Source organism: Aestuariibaculum sp. M13, assembly GCF_024723255.1.
GTDB lineage: Bacteria > Bacteroidota > Bacteroidia > Flavobacteriales > Flavobacteriaceae > Aestuariibaculum > Aestuariibaculum lutulentum.
Map to the genome: position 1 here is coordinate 29,974 of NZ_JANIAC010000004.1, position 26,730 is coordinate 56,703.

At 36.6% G+C, this 26,730-nt stretch carries 18 protein-coding genes and 4 tRNA genes; 14 read left to right on the forward strand and 8 right to left on the reverse strand.

Annotated elements, in window-relative coordinates; all coding sequences use genetic code 11:
- Positions 1 to 101: 101 nt before the first annotated feature.
- From mutS to NO995_RS13920, 5 genes are all read left to right on the forward strand, one after another.
- Entirely contained in the window at positions 102 to 2,714 is a 2,613-nt protein-coding gene (mutS, locus tag NO995_RS13900) for a DNA mismatch repair protein MutS (protein ID WP_258228035.1), read from the forward strand.
- Between the two features lie 117 nt (positions 2,715 to 2,831).
- Positions 2,832 to 2,903: transfer RNA gene (locus NO995_RS13905), tRNA-Gly, on the forward strand.
- 26 nt (positions 2,904 to 2,929) lie between these two features.
- Positions 2,930 to 3,013 (forward strand) — tRNA-Leu (locus tag NO995_RS13910).
- 213 nt (positions 3,014 to 3,226) lie between these two features.
- Positions 3,227 to 3,298: transfer RNA gene (locus tag NO995_RS13915), tRNA-Gly, on the forward strand.
- A 26-nt stretch (positions 3,299 to 3,324) separates the two neighbouring features.
- Positions 3,325 to 3,408 (forward strand) — tRNA-Leu (locus NO995_RS13920).
- Positions 3,409 to 3,454: 46 nt separating this feature from the next.
- Here NO995_RS13920 and NO995_RS13925 read toward each other — a convergent pair.
- Complete coding sequence (locus tag NO995_RS13925) at positions 3,455 to 4,231, reverse strand: LexA family transcriptional regulator (protein ID WP_240573748.1); 777 nt, start codon at positions 4,229 to 4,231, stop codon at positions 3,455 to 3,457.
- 55 nt (positions 4,232 to 4,286) lie between these two features.
- On the opposite strand from NO995_RS13925, the gene NO995_RS13930 reads away from it, so the two are divergent.
- The 7 genes from NO995_RS13930 to xylA all read left to right on the forward strand — a co-directional run bounded on the left by NO995_RS13930 (position 4,287) and on the right by xylA (position 17,343).
- Positions 4,287 to 7,268 carry a DNA polymerase III subunit alpha gene (locus tag NO995_RS13930; protein ID WP_258228036.1) on the forward strand — a complete coding sequence of 994 codons (2,982 nt, stop codon included), beginning with the start codon at positions 4,287 to 4,289 and terminating at the stop codon, positions 7,266 to 7,268.
- A complete protein-coding gene (gene dinB, locus NO995_RS13935; protein WP_258228037.1) occupies positions 7,268 to 8,485 on the forward strand; it encodes a DNA polymerase IV in 1,218 nt (405 codons plus the stop codon). Before NO995_RS13930 ends, dinB begins: the two co-directional genes overlap by 1 nt.
- A gap of 277 nt (positions 8,486 to 8,762) precedes the next feature.
- Complete coding sequence (locus NO995_RS13940) at positions 8,763 to 11,372, forward strand: alkaline phosphatase D family protein (protein WP_258228038.1); 2,610 nt, start codon at positions 8,763 to 8,765, stop codon at positions 11,370 to 11,372.
- A 9-nt stretch (positions 11,373 to 11,381) separates the two neighbouring features.
- Entirely contained in the window at positions 11,382 to 13,406 is a 2,025-nt protein-coding gene (locus NO995_RS13945) for a sulfatase-like hydrolase/transferase (protein ID WP_258228039.1), read from the forward strand.
- Between the two features lie 120 nt (positions 13,407 to 13,526).
- On the forward strand, positions 13,527 to 14,516 hold the full coding sequence (locus tag NO995_RS13950) for a GntR family transcriptional regulator (protein WP_308813199.1): 990 nt from the start codon (positions 13,527 to 13,529) through the stop codon (positions 14,514 to 14,516).
- 1 nt (position 14,517) lies between these two features.
- Positions 14,518 to 16,005, forward strand: a complete 1,488-nt coding sequence (locus NO995_RS13955; protein WP_258228040.1) for a xylulokinase — start codon at positions 14,518 to 14,520, stop codon at positions 16,003 to 16,005.
- A gap of 12 nt (positions 16,006 to 16,017) precedes the next feature.
- Complete coding sequence (gene xylA / locus NO995_RS13960; RefSeq protein ID WP_258228041.1) at positions 16,018 to 17,343, forward strand: xylose isomerase; 1,326 nt, start codon at positions 16,018 to 16,020, stop codon at positions 17,341 to 17,343.
- A 73-nt stretch (positions 17,344 to 17,416) separates the two neighbouring features.
- Here xylA and NO995_RS13965 read toward each other — a convergent pair whose 3' ends face one another.
- Positions 17,417 to 17,821: a hypothetical protein gene (locus NO995_RS13965; protein ID WP_240573710.1), complete on the reverse strand. Its 405-nt coding sequence runs from the start codon at positions 17,819 to 17,821 to the stop codon at positions 17,417 to 17,419.
- Positions 17,822 to 17,957: 136 nt separating this feature from the next.
- A complete protein-coding gene (locus NO995_RS13970) occupies positions 17,958 to 19,193 on the reverse strand; it encodes a 3-deoxy-D-manno-octulosonic acid transferase (RefSeq protein WP_258228042.1) in 1,236 nt (411 codons plus the stop codon).
- 164 nt (positions 19,194 to 19,357) lie between these two features.
- On the opposite strand from NO995_RS13970, the gene NO995_RS13975 reads away from it, so the two are divergent.
- Both NO995_RS13975 and galE read left to right on the forward strand, forming a co-directional pair.
- Complete coding sequence (locus NO995_RS13975; RefSeq protein ID WP_258228043.1) at positions 19,358 to 20,512, forward strand: DegT/DnrJ/EryC1/StrS aminotransferase family protein; 1,155 nt, start codon at positions 19,358 to 19,360, stop codon at positions 20,510 to 20,512.
- Entirely contained in the window at positions 20,505 to 21,527 is a 1,023-nt protein-coding gene (galE, locus tag NO995_RS13980) for a UDP-glucose 4-epimerase GalE (protein ID WP_258228044.1), read from the forward strand. The genes NO995_RS13975 and galE overlap by 8 nt, the downstream gene beginning before the upstream one ends.
- Before the next feature lie 85 nt (positions 21,528 to 21,612).
- On the opposite strand, the gene lspA is transcribed toward galE, so the two are convergent.
- The 5 genes from lspA to NO995_RS14005 all read right to left on the reverse strand — a co-directional run bounded on the left by lspA (position 21,613) and on the right by NO995_RS14005 (position 26,706).
- Positions 21,613 to 22,140, reverse strand: a complete 528-nt coding sequence (lspA, locus tag NO995_RS13985; protein ID WP_258228045.1) for a signal peptidase II — start codon at positions 22,138 to 22,140, stop codon at positions 21,613 to 21,615.
- A gap of 33 nt (positions 22,141 to 22,173) precedes the next feature.
- Positions 22,174 to 23,055 carry an ACP S-malonyltransferase gene (gene fabD, locus NO995_RS13990; RefSeq protein ID WP_258228046.1) on the reverse strand — a complete coding sequence of 294 codons (882 nt, stop codon included), beginning with the start codon at positions 23,053 to 23,055 and terminating at the stop codon, positions 22,174 to 22,176.
- Between the two features lie 98 nt (positions 23,056 to 23,153).
- The gene (locus tag NO995_RS13995) at positions 23,154 to 24,710 is read right to left on the reverse strand and encodes an NAD(P)/FAD-dependent oxidoreductase (RefSeq protein WP_258228047.1); all 1,557 of its coding nucleotides are present in this window, start codon (positions 24,708 to 24,710) and stop codon (positions 23,154 to 23,156) included.
- A 69-nt stretch (positions 24,711 to 24,779) separates the two neighbouring features.
- Entirely contained in the window at positions 24,780 to 25,682 is a 903-nt protein-coding gene (locus NO995_RS14000) for a PmoA family protein (RefSeq protein ID WP_258228048.1), read from the reverse strand.
- Between the two features lie 127 nt (positions 25,683 to 25,809).
- Complete coding sequence (locus NO995_RS14005; protein WP_258228049.1) at positions 25,810 to 26,706, reverse strand: dihydrofolate reductase; 897 nt, start codon at positions 26,704 to 26,706, stop codon at positions 25,810 to 25,812.
- Positions 26,707 to 26,730 lie beyond the last annotated feature (24 nt).

Sequence of the window (26,730 nt, forward strand, 5' to 3'; positions counted from 1 at the left end):
GTAGATAACTTATAGCGTTTCCATTTCAAAAACCACTAAAATTATGCTACTTTAGCACTCCTACAATTGATGCAAAAATAACATTAAAAAACTACTTACCCTTGGCTAAGAACGCAAAAAAAGAAACTCCGTTAATGAAACAGTACAATAGCATTAAAGCAAAATATCCTGATGCTTTATTGTTATTTCGTGTGGGGGATTTTTATGAAACCTTTGGAGATGATGCCGTAAAAGCAGCCGGAATTTTAGGGATTATATTAACAAAACGAGGTGCAGGAAGTGAGACTGAAACGGCTTTGGCAGGGTTTCCGCACCATTCGTTAAATACCTATTTACCAAAGCTGGTAAAAGCCGGGCAACGGGTAGCCATTTGCGATCAGTTAGAAGATCCGAAGCAAACCAAAACCATTGTAAAGCGAGGGGTAACCGAATTGGTAACGCCGGGTGTGGCTTTAAATGATGAGGTTTTGGTATCAAAATCGAATAACTTTTTGTGTTCGGTGTATTTCGATAAAAAACACATTGGTGTTTCATTTTTAGATATTTCTACAGGGGAGTTTTTAACTTCTCAAGGGAATGCTGAGTATGTTGATAAGTTGCTTCAAAATTTTAGTCCGAGTGAAGTATTGGTGTCGAAGCAAAAGCGCATGTTGTTTAACGAGACCTTCGGAAACGATTTTCATACGTTTTATTTAGAAGACTGGGTATACCAAACCGATTATGCTTACGAAACTTTAACCAAGCATTTCGATACAAAAACACTAAAAGGTTTTGGGGTTGAAGAATTGTATGAAGGTATTATTGCGTCAGGCTCCATTTTGCATTATCTGGCCGAAACACAGCATAATAAATTACAGCATATTACCTCTATTTCAAGAATTGCCGAAGACGATTATGTGTGGATGGATAAATTCACCATCCGAAATTTAGAGCTTTATAATTCTACCAATAATAATGCGGTAACGCTTTTAAATATTATCGATAAAACCATTTCGCCAATGGGTGGGCGTATGCTAAAGCGTTGGTTGGCATTGCCTTTAAAAAGCGCAGGTAAAATTAAACAGCGTCATGAGGTGGTCGATTATTTAACCAAGGAAACTTCGGTACACCAAAAAATACAAAATCAAATTAAGCATATCGGCGATTTAGAACGTTTAATTTCTAAAATAGCCACGGCGAAGGTAAGTCCCCGTGAGGTTATTCAGCTTAAAAATTCACTGGAAGCTATTGTTCCTATAAAATCTATTGCGACTAACAGTTCGAATGAATCGTTAAAAATTATTGGTGATAATTTGCAAAGTTGCGATGTGCTTCGTGAAAAAGTTAAGGAAATGCTTAATGAAGATGCGCCGGTAAATATTTTAAAAGGAAGCACTATTGCTGCTGGTTTTTCTGCCGAATTAGACGAGTTGCGAAACTTGTCTAAATCTGGAAAAGATTATTTAGATGATATGCTCGAGCGTGAAAGCGAACGCACGGGAATTACCTCATTAAAAATTGCATCAAATAACGTATTTGGGTATTATATTGAAGTTCGCAATACACATAAAGATAAGGTGCCTGAAGATTGGATTAGAAAGCAAACTTTAGTTAGTGCCGAGCGTTATATTACCGAAGAATTAAAGGAATACGAAGCGAAAATTTTAGGTGCTGAAGACCGTATTCTGGCTATCGAACAGCAGTTGTTTGCCGAATTGGTGGGGTGGATGAATCAGTATATAAAACCAGTTCAACAGAATGCCTTTTTAATTGGTCAGTTAGATTGTTTATGTGGTTTTGCTCAACTTGCGAAAGATAACCATTATGTGTATCCAACCATTGAAGAATCTTTCGATTTAGAAATTAAAGACGGACGCCATCCGGTTATTGAAAAACAATTACCTATTGGTGAAGCGTACATTGCTAACGATGTGTTTTTAGATCGTACAGGTCAGCAAATAATTATGATTACCGGACCGAACATGTCTGGTAAGTCTGCTATTTTGCGTCAAACTGCACTTATTGTGTTGTTGGCGCAAATGGGAAGTTTTGTTCCGGCACAATCAGCAAGAATTGGTTTGGTTGATAAGATTTTTACCAGGGTAGGAGCGAGCGATAATATCTCGATGGGAGAATCGACGTTTATGGTAGAGATGAATGAAACGGCTTCTATTTTGAATAATATTTCAGAGCGAAGCTTAGTCTTGTTAGATGAAATCGGGCGTGGTACCAGTACTTACGATGGTATTTCTATTGCCTGGGCCATTAGTGAATATTTACACGAACATCCTGCAAAGCCAAAAACCTTGTTTGCGACGCATTATCATGAGCTAAATGAAATGACCGAAACGTTTAAGCGTATTAAAAACTTTAATGTGTCGGTTAAGGAATTAAAGGATAATGTACTATTCTTAAGAAAACTTGTTGAAGGCGGAAGTGAACATAGTTTTGGTATTCATGTAGCAAAAATGGCCGGTATGCCGCAGCAGGTTTTACGTCGCGCGAATCAGGTTTTAAAGAAATTAGAGAAGTCACACTCTAGTGAAGAGCTTACCGAAAAGGTGAAATCGATGGAAAATGAGATGCAATTAAGCTTTTTTAATTTAGACGATCCGTTACTTGAAAATATAAAAGAAGAAATATTAGAAACTGATATTGATACACTTACGCCAGTTGAAGCCTTGATGAAGTTAAATGAAATTAAGCGTATGTTGGTAAAAAAGAAGCAGGCTTAAAACTTTTTTAATTTTTTTGACAAAAAAGCTTTGTACTTCTAATAAATGTACTAAATTTGCAACCGCAATCAAGAATTGCACGCTTGTTAAAAACAAGTGATGATCATAAAAATGACTGCGAAAGTAGCTCAGGGGTAGAGCATCACCTTGCCAAGGTGAGGGTCGCGGGTTCAAATCCCGTCTTTCGCTCTGATACTTTCAAAAAAATATACCATGCTGAAGTGGTGGAATTGGTAGACACGTTGGACTTAAAATCCAATGAACATTAGTTCGTGCGGGTTCAAGTCCCGCCTTCAGTACTAAAGCCTTTACGATTTTCGTGAAGGCTTTTTTTGTGCTTGAAAGTTAAATTGTTATCCATGTATATTTTGTTGATTTTCAATATTTTATTTGGTTTTGTGTTCGTTTTTTGAAATTTTTATTTTAAAAAGAAATAAAAAGCTTTGTAGTTTTAATAATTATAGTAAATTTGCACCCGCAATAGCAATATTGTACGTTCATAATAAATGACTGCGAAAGTAGCTCAGGGGTAGAGCATCACCTTGCCAAGGTGAGGGTCGCGGGTTCAAATCCCGTCTTTCGCTCTGATACTTTCAAAAAAATATACCATGCTGAAGTGGTGGAATTGGTAGACACGTTGGACTTAAAATCCAATGAACATTAGTTCGTGCGGGTTCAAGTCCCGCCTTCAGTACTAAAGCCTTTGCGATTTTCGTAAAGGCTTTTTTTATGTTTAAAATTTAGGAGATTATGTTGGTCTTTTTTAGTTGTTCCAGTTCCACGCCCAACTCCTGAAACATTTGTATAATGCTGCTTATTTTTAGCTCACTCTCATCGTATTCCTGAGTGTTTATACAACAGGTAAATTCCCATAATTCTAAAATGTCTTTCTTGTGTATTTCGTATGGTTGATAGTTTCTGTTGTCTGAATGTAGTGTTAACATTTCATCTTGTTCGGCGGCTTTAATGCGTTTGTAAACAATACCTTCATTCAGGGTTAAAATAATATAAGTTCTTCCGTATTTTATATCCTGAATATTTTCAACGTAACGCGCTACAACATACGACCCATCTCTTACTGGAAGCATCGAATCTCCTTTTATTGGAAAGGTGCGGTGTTTTCCTGATGGAAGAAATGGTAGTTTAATTTTTTCGAGCTGCTCGATATATTCCGGGTCGTCATAGCCATTTAGGTAACCTGCGGTGGCTTTATTGGGGACGATTTCAATAAGATCTTCGTTGTCTTCGCTTACTGTTATTGGAAATAAAATACGATGATTACCAATGTTTATAAACGACGTGTCTGAAACTTTCGTCAGGTTGTTTTTTACTAAAGCATCAATAGGCAGCTTGTAGTAATCTGAAATTTTAACCAATAAGTCTAAAGGTGGTTCAGACCGTGCTTCTTCATACGATCCCACTCGGGAACGTGTAATGTTCAGCTCGTCTGCCATTTGCTCTTGAGAAAATCCTTTCAAGGTTCTTAGGTACTTAAAGTTGACTGCGAAATAACTCATATGCTACAAAATTAAGCAATACTTACTACATATTGTAGTTAATTTTGTAAAATAATTGTTAAAGCAGAAAACGTTGTATTTAAATTGTCATTCATATTACAGTTTACGGTATGGTACCATTACTCCTGAAAACCTGTTAAAAATTGGGCAGTATTACGGGGTTAAAACTATGGCGTTAACCGATATTAATAACACATCGGCTTGTCTGGATTTTATACGACTATCTGCTAATTATAATATAAAACCAGTTATTGGTGTCGATTTTAGAAACAAAGCGCAGCAGCAGTTTGTTGTGTTGGCGAGGAATAATAATGAGTTTGAAAATATAAACGATTATTTGTCTTATCATTTGCATCGTGATTTGCCTTTTCCGAAGCGGGCTAAAACAATGCTCGATACCTTTGTTATTTATCCGTTTCAAAATGAAATAGAAATTGAAGCCTTGCGAGAGAATGAATTTATTGGAGTGTCTATAAAGGATCTTAATCGGTTTCGGTTTTCGAAATACATAAATCAATTAGATAAGGTTGTAATTCTGCAAACTGTATCGTTTACAAATAAAAAGGATTTCAATACGCATCGATTATTACGCGCTATAGATAATAACACGCTGTTAAGTAAACTTCCGGCAGAACAACAAGGTACAATACACGACATTGTAAAATCTGCAGACGATATTATAAAAGCATTTCAAGATTTTCCTGAAATAATTACGAATACCCAACGCTTACTAGATGCCTGTAATATAGATTTCGATTTTTCGCAACGCAAACCAAATAATAAAAAAGCGTATACAGGAAACGTCGATTTAGATTTCAAATTACTTAAAAAACTAGCTTATAAAGGCATGACGTATAGATATGCCGAGGTTAATGATGTCTTGTTAGATCGTATTGCAAAAGAGCTTAAGATTATAAAAGAAAAAGGATTTGTTTCTTATTTTTTAATCAACTGGAAGATTTTGAAATACGCACGTAGTAAAGGTTACTTCTATGTAGGTCGTGGTAGTGGTGCCAATAGTGTTATCGCGTATTTATTGCGTATTACCGATGTCGACCCGATAGAATTAGATTTGTACTTCGAGCGTTTTATTAACCTGTACAGAACCAATCCGCCAGATTTTGATATTGATTTTTCCTGGAAAGATAGAGACGATATAACCAGATTCATTTTCGAACGGTTTGAGCACACCGCTTTAATTACGGTTTACAATACCTTTAAATACAAGGCGTCTATTCGCGAATTGGGTAAGGTTTTTGGTTTGCCAAAACATGAAATAGATGTGTTGACCTTAGGAAGTTTCAATTATGATGCTTTAGATGATCTTTCAAGACTAGTTATTACTTATAGTAAGCACATACAAGGATTTCCTAATTATCTGGGGATTCATGCGGGAGGTATTCTTATTTCTGAAAAGCCAATACATTATTATACAGCTACATTTATGCCGCCTAAAGGCTATGTAACAACGCAGTTTGATATGGTTGTTGCCGAAGATATTGGTCTGTATAAATTTGATATTTTAAGTCAGCGTGGATTAGGAAAAATTAAAGATGCTGTCGAAATCGTAAAGTATAATAATCCGGATGATGTGCCTATCGATATTCATGATATTAAACGGTTTAAAGAAGACGATAACATTAAATTTCTGTTGAAGAATGCCAAGGCCATTGGTTGTTTTTATGTCGAATCGCCGGCCATGCGTATGCTGTTAAAAAAGCTTCAGGTTGATAATTATCTGGGGCTGGTAGCTGCGAGTTCGGTAATCCGGCCGGGAGTTGCAAAGTCGGGGATGATGCGCGAATATATTTTACGGTATCGGTATCCTGAACGCCGACGCGATGCACATCCGGTATTACGCGATATTATGCCCGAAACCTATGGTGTTATGGTGTATCAGGAAGATGTGATTAAAGTGGCGCATTTTTTTGCGGGTTTAAATTTAGGGGAAGCCGATATGTTGCGTCGGGGTATGTCTGGGAAATTCAGATCGAGAGAGGAATTTTTAAAAGTGAAGGATGCATTTTTTGAAAACTGTAAAAAGTCGAATAAAGCATTAGACCTAACCAAGGAAATCTGGCGGCAGATTGAAAGTTTTGCGGGCTATGCTTTTGCCAAGGGGCACTCGGCATCTTACGCCGTAGAAAGTTATCAGAGTTTATTTTTAAAGGCGTATTATCCGTTGGAATATATGGTGGCAACCATCAATAATTATGGCGGATTTTATCAAACCGAATATTATGTGCACGAAGCGCGAATGCATGGCGGTATTATTGAAGCACCTTGTGTTAACAATAGTGGTATTGATACGGTTATTAAAGGAAAATCGATATACATTGGGTTTAAATTTTTACATGCTTTTGAAGATAAAATAGGAATAAAAATACTCAAAGAACGCCAGGCATACGGGGCTTTTTTCGATTTAGACGATTTTATAGATCGGGTGAACATCGGTATAGAGCAGCTTATTATTTTAATTAAGATTAATGCCTTCCGTTTTACGGGAAAAAATAAAAGAGAATTACTGTGGGAAGCGCATATGAAAGTGAGTAAAACAGTTGTGAACGACCATGAAATAACCTTGTTTAAACCCAATAGAAAAGCCTTTGTTATTCCTGAATTGCCACAGACTCCTTTAGAAGACGCTTTCGATGAAATTGAATTGTTGGGGTTTTCATTATGTAGTCCGTTTCATTTGTTGCGTGAACCTTTAACAGACCCGATGTGCGCATTCGATTTGATTAATAATATTGGTCGTGTTATAACTATTCAAGGGTATTTGGTTACTGTAAAGCGCACGAAAACATCTAACGGAAAGATGATGTATTTCGGAACGTTTTTAGATGTCGCAGGCGATTTTTTAGATACGGTTCATTTTCCGCCGGTAGCCTTAAAATACCCGTTTCGAGGAAAAGGTATTTATAACATTACCGGTAAGGTGATTGAAGAGTTCGATTGTATAACTGTTGAGGTGTCTAAAATGGAGCGCTTGCCTATTATTGAAGATCCGAGATATTCAAATAAACCATTAGGGTGATGAGAAACGACAGGGCGATAGTACATATGGATTTGGATACGTTTTTTGTATCCTGTGAACGTTTGTTAGATAACAGATTAGTTGGTAAACCTGTGTTAATTGGGGGAACGTCAGATCGTGGTGTAGTGGCGTCCTGTAGTTATGAGGCTCGCAAGTTTGGAATACATTCAGCCATGCCCATGCGCATGGCAAAGCAGTTATGTCCTGAAGCGATTGTTTTAAGAGGGAATTCGGGAATTTATACTAAGTTTTCTAATGCGGTTACCGAAATTATTAAGGAAAGTGTGCCGCTTTATGAGAAATCGTCTATTGACGAATTTTATATCGATTTAACCGGAATGGATAAGTTTTTTGGATGCCTTCAGTTGGCTTCCGAAATCCGGTCAAGAATTATAAAAGAAACCGGATTGCCTATTTCTTTTGGTTTATCTGCTAATAAAACCGTTTCTAAAATTGCTACAGGCGAAGCGAAGCCTAATAATCAAATTCAAATACCTGTGGGGCATGAAAAAACGTTTTTGTCGCCGTTATCGGTAAAAAAAATTCCCATGGTAGGAGATGTAACTTACAAAGCCATGTGCGATTTGGGAATTAAGCAGATTGAAACCATTCAAAAAATGCCTATGGAAATGATGTTTAAGGTATTTGGAAAAAATGGTATTGCTATTTGGAAAAAGGCTAACGGAATAGATAATAGTCCTGTGGTGCAGTATCGCGAAAGAAAATCAATTTCAACCGAACGTACCTTCGATAAAGACACCACCGATGTTAATAAACTTAAAAGTATTATTAGTGCCATGGCCGAAAATTTAGCCTACCAATTGCGTCGCGGAAATAAATTAACGGCATGTATAACCTTTAAAATTCGATACTCCGATTTTCAAACCTATACCCAGCAAAAACGTATTCCTTACAGTGCTGCCGATCATCATATTATTCCAGTGGTTATGGAGCTTTATAATAAGTTATATCAACGCCGTTTACTGGTTAGATTAATAGGTGTTAAGTTTAGTCATTTGGTTGAGGGTGGACATCAAATCGACTTATTTGAAGACGACGATAAAACCATCAGGCTCTACCAGGCACTCGATAATATGCGCGAACGTTATGGAGATAGAGCTGTTATTAGAGCTTCCGGTATGGGAGCTAAAAGTATAAGTCGATGGAATCCTTTTAATGGTGATGCTCCGCCTTTGTTAGCTAATAGGAGGCAGTAAATTAAAGGCTGCTTTTATAATTTTAACATTTTGGTTTTTTAAGGGTTTTTGATTTTTAATACGTTATTATATTCGAAGGCAGCATAATAATTACAGATTGTAAAATATATATAATGAGCTGATATTTAGTTTGGTGTTAGTTTTGGTAGTTTGTAATTGATAAATATGTCCCCGTTATTCGCATAAAAACTAGTGTAATTTTTAGTAAAGAATACAGAAATTTGTTAGGGGTGCATATGCCGAATGTTAAAAAATGATTTAAAAGAAATATATAGTAATGAAACGTAGAGAATATTTAAAAACCATTGTTTTGGGATCTGTTTTGCCAATGGCATTTTCCAGTTATGGTTTGTCTTCACATATAGAAGAATTATGGGATTCTAAAAAGAAAGTCAAATTTAAAAGCCAGTGGGATAAATTTCAGGATATGAAATGGGCAGGGCCCGAGTATTGGGGAAACCGTTTGCAAGATTGGGAGATACGCAATGGAGCTGTCGAATGTGTGGTAGCAGGTAAAGAACGAAATCTGCATTTATTAACAGTCATGCATCAACATGGCGATTCTGCTTTAGATTTAGAAGTTACCATTGAAACCAAGGGTGCACTGCAAAATTATAAAAAAGGCTGCATAGGCATGCTTTTGGGTGCGAAGGGTAAATTTGACGATTATCGTTCGGCCGCTGTTTTCGGTAAAGGGTTAGAAATAGGGTTAAACACTAAAGGAAAACTACAGGTTGGTGAGCAGGAAATTAAAACACCATTTTCTCAAATTCCAGAAAGTTTCAAATTACATATAAAAACAAAGCCTTCAAAAAATGAAGAGCAAGCATTAGTTGTTCGTATTTTAAATCCGGAAAATAACAAGGAATTATTTGAAAGTCCCGAGTTAAAGGTTAAAAATGAAGAATTGGCAGGAACATTTGCTTTGCTTTCTAATATCGATTTGGGGTGGAAAGTTGAAGATATATCAACATGTTCTTTTAGAGATTGGAAGATAGAAGGTGATGCGCTTCAGGAAAATGAAACGCAGTTATTCGGTCCTGTTTGTTTTGCCCAATATACCTTGAATAAAGGGAAGTTAAAGTTAATGGCTCAGTGTTCGCCATTTGAAAGTTTATCAGGACATTCGGTTGGATTTGAGGTTTTCAAAGATGGCGAGTGGAAAACCATTTCTAAAGGCGAATTGGTTAACGATGGAAGAAACAAACTATTTGAAGTAAAAAACTGGAATGAATCAAGTGATATTCCATACCGTATTTGTGCAGAGATTCCTCAGTCTAATGGTGTAAAACGTTATTATTATGAAGGAACCATTAAAGCTGAACCTAAAGATAAGGAAGATTTAAATATTGCGGTGCTAAATTGTAATATGCACTATGGTTTTCCAGATCAGGACATCGTGGATAATTTAAAGAAGTTGTCGTATGATGTTTGCGTGTTTTTAGGTGATCAGTTTTACGAAGGTACTGGTGGTTATGGCGTACAGTATGAAGGAGAGTATGATAAACGATGTTTAGATTTCTTAAGAAAATGGATGATGTTCGGATGGTCGTATCGCGAAGTGTTCCGTCATCACCCGTGTGGAATTATTACAGATGATCATGATGTATTTCACGGTAATCTATGGGGATGTGGGGGAACACATGCCGATACAAGTTTAGGTTATGGATCTAAAGCTCAAGATTCCGGAGGCTATAAAATGGATGCCGATTGGGTAAATATGGCACAATTTACACAAACTGGTCATTTACCAGATCCGTACGATGCAACGCCCGTGCAACAAGGTATTAATGTGTATTACACGCAATGGGATTACGCAGGCGTGAGTTTTGCTATTTTAGAAGATAGAAAGTTTAAATCGGCACCTAAAACTGTACTTCCGGAAGAAGCCGATGTGTTTAATGGATTCATTAGAAATACAGAATTCGATATTAAAAAGCACAGAGATATTGATGCTGAATTGCTGGGAGAAAGACAAGAAACATTCTTAAAAAATTGGGTAGATGACTGGTCTAACGATACGCAGATGAAAATCTTATTATCTCAAACAAATTTTGCAACTATTGCGACATTACCAAAAGGTGCAACGAGTGATGATATGGTACCTGGTTTACGCGTTCCAGAAAAAGGAGAATATGTTGAAGGCGATGATTTTACCAAAGATATGGATTCGAACGGATGGCCTCAAAATAAGCGAGATGAAACTTTAGAGATTATTCGTAAAGGCTTTACGTTTCATATTGCCGGAGATCAACATTTGGGAACTTTTGTGCAATACGGGGTTGAAGAGCATGGTGATAGCGGATTCGCATTTACTGGACCAGCGCTTAATAATATCTGGCCACGACGTTTTTGGCCACCAGTAAATTCAGCAAACCACTCTGTTGAAAACCCTGCATATAGAGGAGATTTCGAGGATGGCTTTGGGAATAAAATATCAGTACACGCTGTAACCAATCCTTTTGATCATCATAAAGAACCAGCTGTTTTATATAACAGATCCACAGGATTTGGTATGGTTTCGGTGAATAAAAAGAAACGAACTATTACCAGTTCGTGTTATGAAAGATTTAAAGATGTTACTAAGGAAGATGCGCAGTATCCGGGATGGCCAATTACGGTGACACAGGAAGATCAGCTGTTTAAAAAAGCAAAGTATGTACTTCCTGAACTTACAATAGCATCAGAAGTTTTACCGGTAGTTAGAATTGTTGATGAACATGACGAATTAGTATATTCATTACCGCTGTCAGAAAAAACATTTTTGCCTAAAGTGTATAAAAAGGGAAATTATACGATTCAGTTTTTGGTAAATAATGAATTAAAAAAGGAAATAAAGTCGGAAGCTTCAAATGAAAATTTAGGGGCTATTACTGTTTGGATTTAATCATTATTCATGAAAAGAGTATTTAAATTTGGAGTGTTATTATGGTTTTGTGCTTCTGCTTCAGTCGGGGCACAGCAAACAAAGCCGACAAAACCCAATATCATTTTTATTCTAACAGACGATTTAGGTTACGGCGATATTGGTGTGTTTTATCAAAATCAACGTAAAACTAAAGGAAACCGTTCAGAGCCGTGGTTAAGCACTCCAAATCTCGATACAATGGCTCATGAAGGCACCATGCTTACGCAGCATTATTCGGCAGCACCGGTTTGTGCTCCTTCAAGAAGTTCGCTGTTAACCGGATTGTCACAAGGACATGCCAACGTAAGAGATAACCAATTTGATAAAGCTTTAGCCGATAACTATACCATTGGTAATGTCGCCCAGAAAATGGGATATGTTACCGCCGCAATTGGTAAATGGGGGTTGCAGGGAGCTGATTCTGAAGGCTGGCCAAGTACACCAAATAAAAGAGGATTCGACTATTTTTATGGGTATATGCGGCATAGTGACGGGCACGAGCATTATCCGGTTGAAGGTATTTACCGTGGGAAAAAGGAAGTTTGGGAAAATGATAAAGAAGTGTCTCAAGGTCTGGACAAATGTTATACTACCGATTTATGGACGGCTGTCGCTAAAAAATGGATTGTAGAACAAGCTAAAACCGAAAAACCATTTTTAATGTATTTAGCTTACGATACGCCACATGCTGTATTAGAATTACCAACGCAAAAATATCCTAGTGGAGGTGGTTTGAAAGGCGGATTGCAATGGACAGGGACTTCCGGGCAAATGATAAATACAGCATCAGGAACTCCAGATTCGTATATGCATCCGGAATACGCCCAAGCCACTTATGATGATGATGATAATGAAAATACACCTGAAATAGCCTGGCCTGAAACCTATAAACGTTATGCAACGAGTGTTAGGCGTATTGATGATGCTGTTGGAGATGTGATGCAGTTGCTTAAAGATTTGAATATAGACGAGAATACTTTGGTAATCTTTACTTCCGATAATGGGCCGTCTAATGAATCGTATTTACCAAAAGGTTACGCAGCTAATAGTCCTGAGTTTTTTGATAGCTTTGGTCCGTTTGATGGTATGAAACGTGATGTTTTAGAAGGTGGAGAACGCATGCCGTTAATAGCAAGATGGCCAGAACATATTCCTGAAAATATAAAAATAGATGAGCCGAGTATTTCTTACGATTGGTTGGCGACATTTACAGATGTTGCTGGTTTTTCAGCACCGGCGATAAGCGATGGTGTTTCTATTTTACCTGCTTTAACAGGAAAAAAATCAAATGAAAAGTCACTAATTTATTCGGAGTATGTTTTTCCAGGGAAAACGCCTAATTACCAAGATTTTTCACCAAACAACAGACAGCGCGTTCGTAATCAAATGCAAATGATTCGATCAGGAGACCTGGTTGGTATTCGTTACGATATTCAGTCTGCTGATGATGATTTTGAAATTTATGATGTGATTAATGATACGCATCAATCGCGTAATTTAGCAGGAAATGATTCGCTTGTTGAGGTTCAGCAACAAATGAAAGATAAGGTGCTTCGTATTCGTCGAGCAGATAAACAAGCTAAACGTCCTTACGATAATGTTCCTGTTCCAGCTTTAAGCAAAAGGGTGAAAATGAAATGGTATTGGAAATCTTTTGATGGAGACTATCCTTGGTTACCTAATTTATCAACAATGCAACCAATAAAAGAAGGTCGTGTTTCAAAATTAAATAAGGTGAAGTATGAAAAAATTTCAGGTGGATTATGGCTATTAGATGGATACATTAACGTTCCTGAAACTGGGATTTATGCTTTTGAATTTAGCGCTCAGGAAACAGGTGTTGTAAGATTGCATGATGCTATATTGTTTGATGCTGATTACGGATATACATCCGGAACAGTTAAAACTACAACAATGGTTTTAGAGAAAGGTGTGCACCCGGTTAAAATATACTTGTCTAATAAAGAAAAACAGCAAAATCCATTCAGTTTTTCGTGGACTTTTACAGACTAAGACATTAATTCAAGTAACTTAAAACAGTTATAAAACGGGAATCATATTAAAAATGATTCCCGTTTTTGTTTTCATATTAAAAAAATAATTATTTTTACAAACCAGAACAGAACAGAACGGATGATGCATTTCGATTTAAATTTTAATACCGATATTCCAAAATACCAGCAACTTGTTAATGTTATAAATGATGCGCTGGCAAATAATTCGTTAGGAAGCGGAGATCCTTTGCCGTCTGTTAATACTATGTGCAAAGACTATAGTTTGTCCAGAGATACGGTGTTCAAGGCATATTCTATTTTAAAGGATAATGGCGTTATAGAGTCTGTACCTAATAAAGGATATTTTGTAGCCAATGATACCAGAAAAGTGCTTTTGGTACTAGATACATTTAAGGCCTATAAAGAAGTGTTGTATCATGCTTTTGTAAATAATTTGCCTAAAAATGTGATTGTAGATGTGCAGTTTCATCATTACAACATCAATAATTTTAAAACCATTTTACAGAATAGTAAAGGGAAATATTATAAGTATGTGGTAATGAATTTTAACAATAAAGAGGTTGCCTCCATATTATCAGATTTCGATAAAGATAAGTTATTACTAATCGACTGGAATATTCAAGCTGAAGATACTCATAATTACGTGTTTCAGGATTTTGGTGAGGCATTTCAGAAGGCTTTAGAACCAGCGGTTTTAGCATTTAAAAAGTATAAACGTTTAGTGTTTGTTTATCCTTCTTTTACAAGTCATCCGCCAGAAACAGTTAAGTTTTTCAAAACGTTTTGCGAATCAAATAAACTAAACTATAAGGTAATCACCGATGTTAAGGACTTTGATGTGAAAAAGGGAGAGGCTTACATTAGTGTTAGCGATCGCATTTTAGGAAGTTTTTTAGAACAATGTCGTTCCAATGATTTAGAACCAGGAACCGATGTTGGCTTTTTGTCTTATAACGAAACCCCTATGAAACCCTTTATTTATAAAGGTATTTCGGTCGTGTCAACCGATTTTAAAGCTATGGGAGCCACAGCAGCAGCTTTTGTAAATGAAGATAAAAACATTCAAACATATATACCAACAAAACTCATATTAAGAGAATCATTATAACATGTATTATTTAGGATTAGATATAGGAAGTTCATCAATAAAAGCGGCACTTGTAGAGGTCGATACAGGTAAAAGTATTGCTGTTGTGCAGGAGCCCGAAGATGAAATGAGCATGTATGCCGAAAGGAATGGCTGGGCAGAACAGCATCCAGACGATTGGTGGCAGCATGTATGCAAGGCGATTGCGCGTTTAAAATCAGAAAACAGTATAGAAGCTAATCAAATTCAAGGTATTGGTATTTCATATCAAATGCATGGTTTGGTAGTTGTTGATAAAGACGGAAAACCTTTGCGAAAAAGCATCATTTGGTGCGATAGTCGTGCCGTAGAAATCGGAAATGACGCCTTCGAAACCATTGGAGAAGAAAAATGTAATATTAGTTTGTTGAATTCGCCAGCGAACTTTACCGCATCGAAGTTAAAATGGGTAAAAGAGAACGAACATGAGGTTTTTAATAAGATTTACAAGTTTATGCTGCCAGGCGATTATATTGCTTATAAGTTTTCAAATACCATAAATACTACCATTTCAGGATTGTCTGAAGGCATATTTTGGGATTTTAAAACCGATAATTTAGCCGATTTCCTTCTGGATCATTACGGTATAGATAAAAACCTAATTCCAGATATTGTTTCAACCTTTGGAATACAATCGATTGTATCTAAACAAGGTGAAAAGGAGAGTGGCATTTCAGCCGGAACCCCAATTTATTATCGTGCCGGAGATCAGCCTAACAACGCATTATCATTAAACGTTTTCAATCCTGGCGAGGTGGCCTCAACAGGAGGTACATCGGGAGTGGTTTATGCAATTACCAACAGCCTTTCGGTTAAGGAAAGTTCGCGAGTAAATAATTTTGCTCATGTTAATTACGCGAAGGGCACAGATGCAAGAATTGGAAAACTACTTTGTATAAACGGAGCAGGCATTCAGTATCGTTGGTTGCTAAATAATTTAGCCGTGAGCTCTTATGAAGAGATGAACACGTTGGCTTCAAAAATTCCTGTAGGATCAGATGGTGTTTGTTTGATTCCCTTTGGAAATGGTGCAGAACGTATGTTGAATAATAAAGATATTGGTACGCGTATTTCAAATTTAAATTTAAACAATCACCATAAAGGACATTTATGTCGCGCAGCGCTTGAAGGTATTGCCTTTTCGTTTGTTTACGGCATGGAAATTTTAACCTCCGATGGTATTAAGCCAACCGTTATTCGTGCTGGAAATGATAATTTGTACCGTTCAGAAATTTTCGCCAATACGGTAGCAACTTTAATTAATCAGGATATCGAAATTTATAATACCACGGGAGCCATAGGAGCTGCCCGCGCAGCCGATTTACACAAAGGTAATTTTGAGAGTTTTGGCAAGCGCATTATGGAAAACGATTATGTGATGACTTACAAACCATTGGAAGATAAAACTTCATATCAGGAAGCGTATAACAAATGGAAAAGAGAATTAGAAATTATATTAAGGAACAAATAAACATTAAATAAAATGGCATTAATAGGTAATAAAGAATACTATAAAGGTATCCCGGAAATTAAGTTTGAAGGAAAAGAATCAGACAATCCTTTAGCTTTTAAATATTATAATCCAGATCAGGTTGTAGCAGGAAAAACCATGAAAGAATGGTTTAAATTTTCAGTAGCATATTGGCATACCTTCTGTGCAAAAGGAGGAGATCCGTTTGGGACAGATACTATGAGTTTTGAATGGGATAAGGCTTCAGATCCTATTCAGGCAGCAAAAGATAAAGCCGATGCAGCTTTCGAATTCATTACAAAAATGGGTTTCGGATATTACTGTTTCCATGATGTGGATTTAGTAAAAGAAGGAAATTCGTTTGGAGAATTAGAAAGCCGATTAGCAACAATCACCGATTATTTAAAAGAAAAACAAGCAGCTTCAGGAGTAAAGTTGCTTTGGGGAACAGCAAACTGCTTTTCTAATCCACGTTACATGAACGGTGCTGCGACTAATCCAGATTTTAATGTGGTTGCACGTGCCGGCGGACAAATTAAACTGGCTTTGGATGCGACTATTGCTTTAAACGGTGAAAACTACGTATTTTGGGGTGGTCGTGAAGGTTATATGAGTTTATTAAACACCGATATGGGACGTGAGTTAGATCATATGGGACAGTTCTTAACCATGGCTAGAGATTATGCCAGAGCACAAGGCTTTAAAGGAAACTTCTTTATCGAGCCAAAACCTATGGAGCCTATGAAACATCAGTACGATTTTGATACCGCTACAGCTATAGGATTTTTAAAAGAATACGGGTTAGATAAAGATTTTAAAATAAATATTGAGGTAAACCATGCGACATTAGCACAGCACACGTTTCAGCATGAAATTGAAGTGGCAGCGAAAGCCGGAATGTTAGGAAGTTTAGACGCAAACCGTGGAGATTACCAAAACGGATGGGATACCGACCAGTTCCCGAATAATATTTTAGAAACTACCGAAGCCATGTTGGTGTTCTTAAAAGCTGGTGGTTTACAAGGTGGTGGTGTGAATTTCGATGCTAAAATCAGAAGGAATTCAACCGATTTAGAGGATGTGTTTTTAGCACATATTGGTGGAGCAGATACCTTTGCAAGAGCGTTATTAACAGCCGATAAAATTATTACCTCTTCGCCATATGAAAAATTAAGACAAGACCGTTATGCGTCGTTCGATTCTGGTAAAGGAAAGGCATTTGAAGAAGGTAAATTAAGTCTTCAGGATTTATATCAAATTGCTCAGGAAAATGGTGAATTGAAGTTGCAAAGTGGTAAGCAGGAATTATTTGAGAATATACTTAACCAATATATTTAATAATCTGTTTGCAAACTTAACACAAAGAAAAAGACTGCTGAAAAGCAGTCTTTTTTTATTTTATATAACCAAATTAGTTTTTCTTTTTCTCGTAGTGTTCGTCCGTAATTTTTTGAACCTCTTTTTCAACAGCATCACTGGCATCTTGTAATGCTTTTCCTGTTGATTTGGCTGCGTCATCTACAGCTTTTTCAGCTTTATCAAGAGCTTCATTAGTGGCATCGACAGCATCATTAGCCATTTCATCTATGTCGTCAGCAGCTTTTTCAAGAGTACTTCCGGCTTCATCCATAGTTTCGCTTGTGGCTTCCATGGCATCATCGGTAGCTTCTTTAACGTCATCTGCGGCTTCTTCTACAGCGTCACTAACGTTTTCCATAGCTTCTTCAATCGAATCAGCTTTTTTTGTATCTCTGCAAGAGGTAAAACTTAAACTTAGGGCTAATAACAGGGCTGTGTTTAACAATAGTTTTTTCATTAGTTTTGATTTTAGGTGTTGCTCATAAATATACTAAATTTAATTGTAGAAGTCTTGTTGAAATCTGAAAATTAAGTATTTAGTAATGTTTAGGGCTTGATGAATTCTCTAGTCTCTTTTATAAAAACAACTAAAATTAAAATCCTAAATATTTGACAATTTTGTCTACAGCACCTTTATGTTTTTTTATGAAAGAAGCATTATTGTTTCCTGTAAATTGACGTTTGGTGTCGTCTTCAATAAGTTCTGTCAGAATGGTGTCGAATTCAGTTTGATTAGAAATTGAAAACATACCGTTATTATCAATTAAAGCTTGAGCCTCTGGGAATTTATCATAAATATTTCCAATAATAATTGGTACTCCAAAAACCGCCGGTTCTAAAGTATTGTGCAAGCCTGTGGTTCCCAAGCCTCCACCAACGTAGGCAATGTCTGCGTAGCTGTAAATTTTGGTTAGAATACCAATGGTGTTCACAATAAAAACCTTTGCCGTTTTTAAATTGTGTTGCTCTTTTTCTGAAAACAGAACGCTTTCAACTTCAAGTTTGTCTTGAAGGTTTTTAATTTGGTTCGGTTTGATATTATGTGGAGCGATGATAAATTTAATGTCTTTTGAAGCGTGATTATTAATGTAGTTAATCAGTAAAGTTTCACCTTCAGGCCAGGTGCTTCCCGCTACAACACAAAGTTTATCTCGCTTAAAATCTTCAATAAAATCTAAAGTGTTATTAATCTCTAACTGACTCGATACACGGTCAAAACGAGTGTCTCCAGAAACCGTTACGTTGTTGTAGTTTATAGATTCTAATAATTCTTTTGATACCTCATTTTGTGTAAAAACATGTTCAAAGGCAAACAAGGCGTTTCTCAAATGCTTGCCGTAAAATTTAAAATAGGATTGATTAGGTCTAAACGCCGCAGAAATAAGAATGGCCCGTAATTGTTTTTTCCTGAGTTCGTTTAGAAGATTAGGCCAGATATCGTATTTAACAAAAACGGTAAGTTCCGGATGTACAAGATTGATAAAGTGTTTAGCGTTATGTTTTGAATCCAGAGGAAGATAAACAACAACATCGGCAATAGGTGAATTTTTTCTAATCTCGTAACCTGAAGGAGAGAAGAAACTCAGCACAATTTTATGATTTTTATAGTGCTCACGAAGTACTTTAAAAACCGGAAGTCCCTGTTCGTATTCTCCCAAAGATGCACAGTGAAACCAAAGCGTTTTGTCTTTTTTAGATATATTTTTTTCTAAAATAGAAAAAGTTTCGCGTCTACCTTCAACGCCTTTTTTTATTTTTTCGTTAAACGGAGCGATACATTTCAGCCCGAAACCAGCTAGTTTAATGCCTATGTTGTAAGTAAAACTCAATGCTTTATTTGTTTGGTGCTAAAATACATTTCTTTAATACAATTTCATTGGTTACCGCATACTAATTTCGTAATTTCGTAGTCTATTAACTCCAAATACAAGTGTTAGTAAAAAAGTGTCTTTCTAGTTTTATTAAACCTTGTAAATAGTTACAATTTTTTTAGATGAAAAATATTCAAATGGTTGACCTTAAAGGTCAATATAATGAGATTAAAGATGAGGTGAATGCCTCAATACAAGAAGTTTTAGAAACCACTGCATTTGTAAACGGACCGAAGGTTCACGAATTTCAGAAGAACTTAGAGCAATATTTAGGCGTTAAACATGTTATTCCATGTGCCAATGGTACCGATGCCTTACAAATAGCTATGATGGGACTTGGATTACAGCCAGGAGATGAGGTAATCACAGCCGATTTTACGTTTGCCGCAACGGTGGAGGTGATTGCTTTATTACAATTAACGCCGGTGTTAGTCGATGTTAATGAAGACGATTTCAACATTAATATTGAAGCCGTTAAAAAAGCCATTACGCCAAAAACTAAGGCTATTGTTCCTGTTCATTTGTTTGGACAATGCGCAAACATGGAAGCAATCATGGAAATAGCTAAAGAACATAATTTATATGTTATAGAAGATAATGCACAAGCTATTGGAGCGAGTTACACATACCCTAACGGAACTAAGGCTAAGGCAGGGACTATTGGAAATGTAGGAGCAACATCTTTCTTCCCTTCAAAAAATTTAGGTTGTTACGGTGATGGAGGAGCCATTTTTACAAATGATGACGATTTAGCACATACTCTAAGAGGTATTGTTAACCACGGTATGTATGAGCGTTACCATCATGATGTGGTTGGGGTCAACTCACGTTTAGATAGTATTCAGGCAGCTGTGTTAAATGCTAAGTTACCAAACCTGGATACCTATAATAAAAAACGTCAAGCCGCAGCAAAAAAGTATACAGCAGCTTTTGAGGGTATTGATAATATAATTACACCAAAATTATCAAACGGCTGTGAGGAGATTTGCGATACCTGTGATTGTCACGTATTTCATCAATATACCTTACGTGTAAGCAGCACAAAAAGAGATGGTTTGGTAAAGCATTTAAATGAAAATTCTATACCTTGCGGTGTCTATTATCCAATTCCGCTTCATAAGCAGAAAGCCTATGCCGATGAGAGATATAATGAAGCTGATTTTGTAGTAACAAATCAATTGGTGCAGGAAGTGATTTCTTTACCAATGCATACCGAGTTGGATGATGAGCAAATTGCACACATTACATCAACAATAATAAACTACATTAATGAGTAAAATTTTAGTTACAGGTGGATTAGGTTTTATCGGGTCCCATACTGTTGTAGAATTACAAAGCGAAGGTTACGAGGTTGTAATTATCGACGATTTATCAAATTCATCTGAAAGTGTTTTAGACGGCATTACCGCTATCACTGGAAAGACGCCAATCTTTGAAAAATTAGATTTAAAAGACAAAGCTGGAGTAGAAGCTTTTTTCAAGAAACACAGCGATGTTGAGGGCGTGATTCATTTTGCGGCCAGTAAAGCAGTAGGTGAAAGCGTAAAAGAACCTTTGTTATACTACGAAAACAATATTAGTACCCTGGTTTATATTCTTAAAGAATTAAAGAAACTACCATCTGCAGCATTTATTTTTAGTTCATCTTGTACTGTTTACGGTCAGGCCGATGAATTACCAATAACTGAAAATGCTCCGGTTAAATTAGCTGAGTCGCCTTACGGAAACACTAAGCAAATAGGTGAAGAAATCATTAGAGATACTTGTAAGGTAACGCCATCGTTAAAAGCGATTGCATTGCGTTATTTTAATCCGGTAGGAGCACACGAGTCTGTTGAAATAGGCGAACTTCCAATCGGCGTGCCACAAAATTTGGTGCCTTTTATTACGCAAACAGCTATAGGACTTCGTGAAGAATTATCTGTTTTTGGTGATGATTATCCAACACCTGACGGGACCTGTATTCGCGATTATATTCACGTGGTCGATTTAGCTAAAGCTCACGTTGTGGCTTTAAAGCGTTTATTAGAAGGAAAGAATAAAGAAAACTATGAAACGTTTAACTTAGGTACAGGAAAAGGAAGTTCTGTTTTAGAAGTTGTTCAGGCGTTCGAGCGCGTTTCAGGTGAAAAATTAAAGTACAAAATTGTAGGTAGACGTGAAGGTGATATTATTTCAGCTTACGCAGATACCAATAAAGCCAATAACGAATTAGGTTGGAAAACTGAATTAACTCTTGATGATGCAATGCGTTCGGCATGGAATTGGGAAAAGAAGGTTAGAGGTAAATAATTCTTAATCGTTTAGATATAAAAAGGCTGCAATAATTTAATTGCAGCCTTTTCTATTTATTGTCATTCTGAACCTGTTTTAGAATCTAATTTATTCCGTGATTGTTACTTTTTTTGTTGTTTTTAAAGCTGGCAAACAACAGGATAAACATTCCAGCTGTTACCGAAACATCGGCTATATTAAAAATACCAGTTTTAAAAACGCCGCCTAAATCAATAAAGAAAAAATCGGTTACAGAACCGTAAACAATACGGTCGTAAACATTGGCAATTCCACCACCAATAATGCTGGCAAATGCAAATAAAGACCAAGGGTCTATAGTTTTATCTTTTAAAATATGACGCAAAACAAAACCTAAAACCACAATAGGTAAAATAAGTAATACAATAAGTCTAAGCGTCGGGTTTAAATCGCTACCCATTCCTAAAAAGGCACCAGTGTTTTCAACATTCATCATAACAAACATATCACCAATAACATTGATGCGTTCGCCGGGACTAACTTTGGTTCGTGGTTCAATACTTCCTCTTACAATCACTTTAGAAATTTGATCGACAGCAATGGTAATTGCAATCACTAAAATAATGTATAAGGTGCGCTTAGTAAACTTCATCTATTAAATATTTTCTACAGGTCTGTTTAAGACTTATACGTTTGCAGAAGCTGTTTCAGCCTGTCTGTCAATTTTTTTAACTAATCCTTGTAAAACGTTACCTGGTCCAACTTCAGTAAATAAAGTAGCACCATCTGTAATCATTTGTTGTACAGATTGCGTCCAACGTACAGGAGCTGTTAATTGAGAAATTAAATTGGTTTTAATCGCATTCTCATCGATAACGGCATTAGCTGTTACGTTTTGATAAATCGGACAGTTTGGTTTGCTAAAAGTTGTGTTTTCGATAGCTGCCGCTAATTCTTCACGAGCAGGCTCCATTAATGGTGAGTGAAATGCACCACCTACAGGTAAAACTAAAGCACGACGTGCACCTGCTTCTTTTAAAGCTTTACAAGCTTTGTTAATCGCTTCAATTTCTCCGGAGATTACTAACTGACCTGGGCAGTTGTAGTTTGCAGCAACGACAACACCTTCGGTAGAAGCACAAACGTTTTCAACGATTGCATCTTCTAATCCTAAAACAGCAGCCATGGTGCTTGGTTGTAATTCACAGGCTTTTTGCATCGCTAAAGCGCGTTGAGAAACTAATTTTAAGCCGTCTTCGAAATTTAAAGCACCGTTAGCAACCAATGCAGAAAATTCACCTAAGGAGTGTCCGGCAACCATATCTGGTTTAAAGCTATCACCTAAAGTTTTAGCCAAAATTACAGAGTGTAAAAAGATAGCTGGTTGTGTTACTTTAGTTTCTTTAAGGTCTTCGGCCGAACCTTCGAACATAATATCTGTAATATTGAAACCAAGAATGCTGTTGGCTTTTTCGAATAATTCTTGAGCTAAAGGAGAGTTCTCGTAAAGATCTAACCCCATACCTGTAAATTGTGCGCCCTGACCAGGAAATATATAAGCTTTCATCTGTTTATTTTTATTAGATTTTTTAGTGGTGCAAAAATAGGAATATTTTTTCTAAGATACTTTTGTTTGTTTTCTTGTTGAATAACAATAAGTTGTAGTTATAAGCCAACAATTGCCGCTTCAGCACAGCGCTCACCATCCATGGCAGCTGATACAATGCCGCCCGCATAACCACCACCTTCACCACAAGGGAATAAGCCTTGAATTTGTGGGTGTTCCAAACGTTCGTTTCTGGGAATGCAAACCGGTGATGAGGTTCTGGATTCAACACCAACAATATTGGCTTCAGCAGTATAATAACCTTTCATTTTTTGTCCGAAAGCTGCAAAGCCTTTTCGTAAACGACTACCAATTAATTTCGGCATTAATGAATGTAGCGGAGCTGAATTTAATCCGGGTTGGTATGATGTTGGATTTAAATCTGCTGATAGTTTTCCCTCAACAAAATCGGTTAAACGTTGTGCAGGCGCTACCTGGCTACGACCACCGGCCGTAAATGCCATGCGTTCTAAATTCTTTTGGTATTCCAACCCTTTTAAGGCACCAAACTGTTCGTATTTTGGTAAATCGCGGTTTACATCAATCTCAACAACAATACCTGAATTAGCAAATAAGTTATTACGTTTTGAAGGCGACATACCGTTAACCACAACTTCGCCGTTAGCTGTTGCGGCGGGAACAATAAATCCACCAGGACACATGCAGAAAGAATATACCCCACGGTCGTTAACCTGTTGTACTAAACTATAAGAAGCAGCTGGTAATAATTCGTGACGTTCACCACTACAATGGTATTGAATGCTGTCTATAATATGTTGCGGATGTTCCACACGAACGCCCATAGCGAAAGACTTAGCTTCTAAAGCAATTTCTTTTTCGTGTAATAGATAGAAAATGTCGCGTGCCGAATGTCCTGTTGCCAGAATAACACGGTCGGCAGGCATTTCATCTTTTCCATTTAATTGAATGGCTTGTATTTTATTGTTTTTAATAATGAAATCGGTCACGCGCGTTTCAAAGTGTACTTCACCACCATATTTTAAAATGGTTTCACGAATATTCTGAACTACTTTTGGCAGTTTATTCGTTCCGATATGCGGATGCGCATCAACCAGAATTTGGTCGGTAGCCCCATGATATACTAAGTTTTCAAAAATACGGCGCACATCACCACGTTTTAAACTTCGGGTGTATAATTTGCCATCGCTATAGGTTCCGGCACCACCTTCACCAAAGCAATAGTTTGAATCTTCATTAACAAAATGTTGCTGATTAATAGCGCGTAAATCGCGACGACGATCCTGAACGTTTTTACCGCGCTCTAAAACAATGGGTTTAAAACCTAATTCAATACAACGCAAGGCGGCATACATTCCGGCAGGTCCAAAACCAATAATATGAATAGGTTTGGCTTTCGATACATCTTTATAATCAAATTGATATTCCGATGTTTTAGGCATCACTTCACGAATGTAAACAGCCACTTTATAGTTAAAGATAATTTTTGCTTTACGCGCGTCAATCGATTTACGCAATACCTTTACTCCTGTAATATCTTCCTTATCGACACCAAGTGCTTGAGCCGATTTAATAACCAAAATATCATGGTGTTCCTCTTCCTTAAGAGTTACACGAAGTTGCAATTCTTTAACCATGCTGCGAAATTAGTGAAAATAGCCATGATTTTTTTAAAAAGTATTCCTGAAAGGTATTTATACAACCTTTTAGTATGCTTTTTTATAGCCCTTGTAAATTTTCGGAAGATTTAAAGTGTTGGGGTCTCCATTATGAATAAGTAAACGGTAGCGCAAAATAGTTGGTTTATTGTTTGATAAAGCAACCGTTTTGGCGCCAGAAAAAGGATAAACTGCATTTTGCATACTACGTTTTTGACGTAAAATCCATCGGTTTTGTTTTCCAGGATTTGAGGGATGGCAAAATATTGTTAAGCCAGCTTGAGATGAGTTTTTACCCAAAGCACCTGTAATATCCATCCAGTTAGCGGCTTTAACAGGAAGGTTTTCGGGAGTTACTTTTCCTTTACAACTAGTAAAATTGATGTCTTCAGGAAGTTTTATTCTAGATGAAAATCCGCCGTAACCTTTTTCGTCTTCCGATCCGCCAATACGCATATCGGGTTCTAAAGCTAGTAAATGGATTTCAATATCTATTGCACGATAATTTTCGGTTTTAGGATAAACGGTGATGGTTGTAATTTCTTTTACAAAGGGTTTTTCGTTACCTGTGGAATCTAACCATAAATTGGATTTCCAATAGACTTCGGCTTGAATGGTTTTTGAAATATTATGGTTTTCAATTTCTTTTACTGAAGTTACATCCCATTTAAAATTTTCAATTTCCCAACCATCACCAATACGTTTGTTTCCAATATAAAGTTGATGCCACGCCCAGAAAATGCCACGATGATGTAAATGATCTTCAGGAAAGTCTTTAGTTAAAATCTCGCCATCTAATGAATATAGTGGATGAATATAATTCGCCCTTTTGTAATTTCCGTTTTGTGATTTTTCAGTAATTTGATAGACAAGAATGCTATCATTGTCTTCAGTAAAGTAAGCCTGATCTTTATTTATTTCTACAGAAACGGATTGAGCTTCGGCTGACATAACGATGAAAAGAAAATAAAGGAAAGTAACTTTTAGTTGCATTGGTAAACAAAAATTGGCTTTAACAAATTACGAAAATTAAGGTAATCTGTTAAAGCCATTCTTAGATTTCGAGTTTATTCCTGGATTATCTTCTTTGGTAAGTTAAAAAGGTAAAATCGTATTCGTTTTTTTCGCCTTTTTGATGGAACTCATGTGAAGTTTCTTGCCAGATTTCAGAATCGATTTCAGGGAAAAAGGTGTCTGCTTCAAAATTGGCATGAACGCGAGTAATTTCAATTTTATCGGCTACTTCCATAGCTTGTTTGTAAATTTCGCCACCACCTATAATGAAAGGTTGGTCGTCGTTTTTAGCGACTGCAATGGCATCTTCTAAATTATTCACCACAATAACACCTTCCGGAACTTCGTAATCACTCTGTCTTGTTATAACTACATGCGTACGGTTAGGTAGAGGTTTTGGGAAACTTTCAAAAGTTTTACGTCCCATAATAACATGGTGCCCGCTGGTTAAACTTTTAAATCGTTTTAAATCGTCACTAATGTGCCAGATAAGTTTGTTGTCTTTTCCAATAGCATTGTTTTCGGCTGCAGCCACAATAATGGTCAGGTTGTCGTTTTTTGTCAATTTTTGATTTAATTTTTTAAGTAAACTTTCGTCTGAAGGTAAGCTGGATTTAAGCTTTTCAATACGTTCCTGTTGCTTTGCAACAAGTTTGTTTAATTGTGCTTTCTCCCAGTCTTTACCCATAAATCGGTGAGTAACGAATACCGAAAAGGCATGGTAAGTAAAAAAGAAAAGCCAGATAAGAATAGCTATTACAAACCAGTCTTGACCAAATGGCGTGATGGCATTACCAATGCCTAAAACCAAATTGGTAATTATAAAAAATACCGAGGCAATTAAGAAAATAACAAAGTGCCTGTAAAGCCTTTTTTTCTTTTTAATACGTCTTTGGGCGTTTTCAATAAGCTCTAATTGTTCTTTGTCGATTTCAGGTACCGATGACTTTTTTCCAAACATAATACTCGTTTTACACAGGAGTAA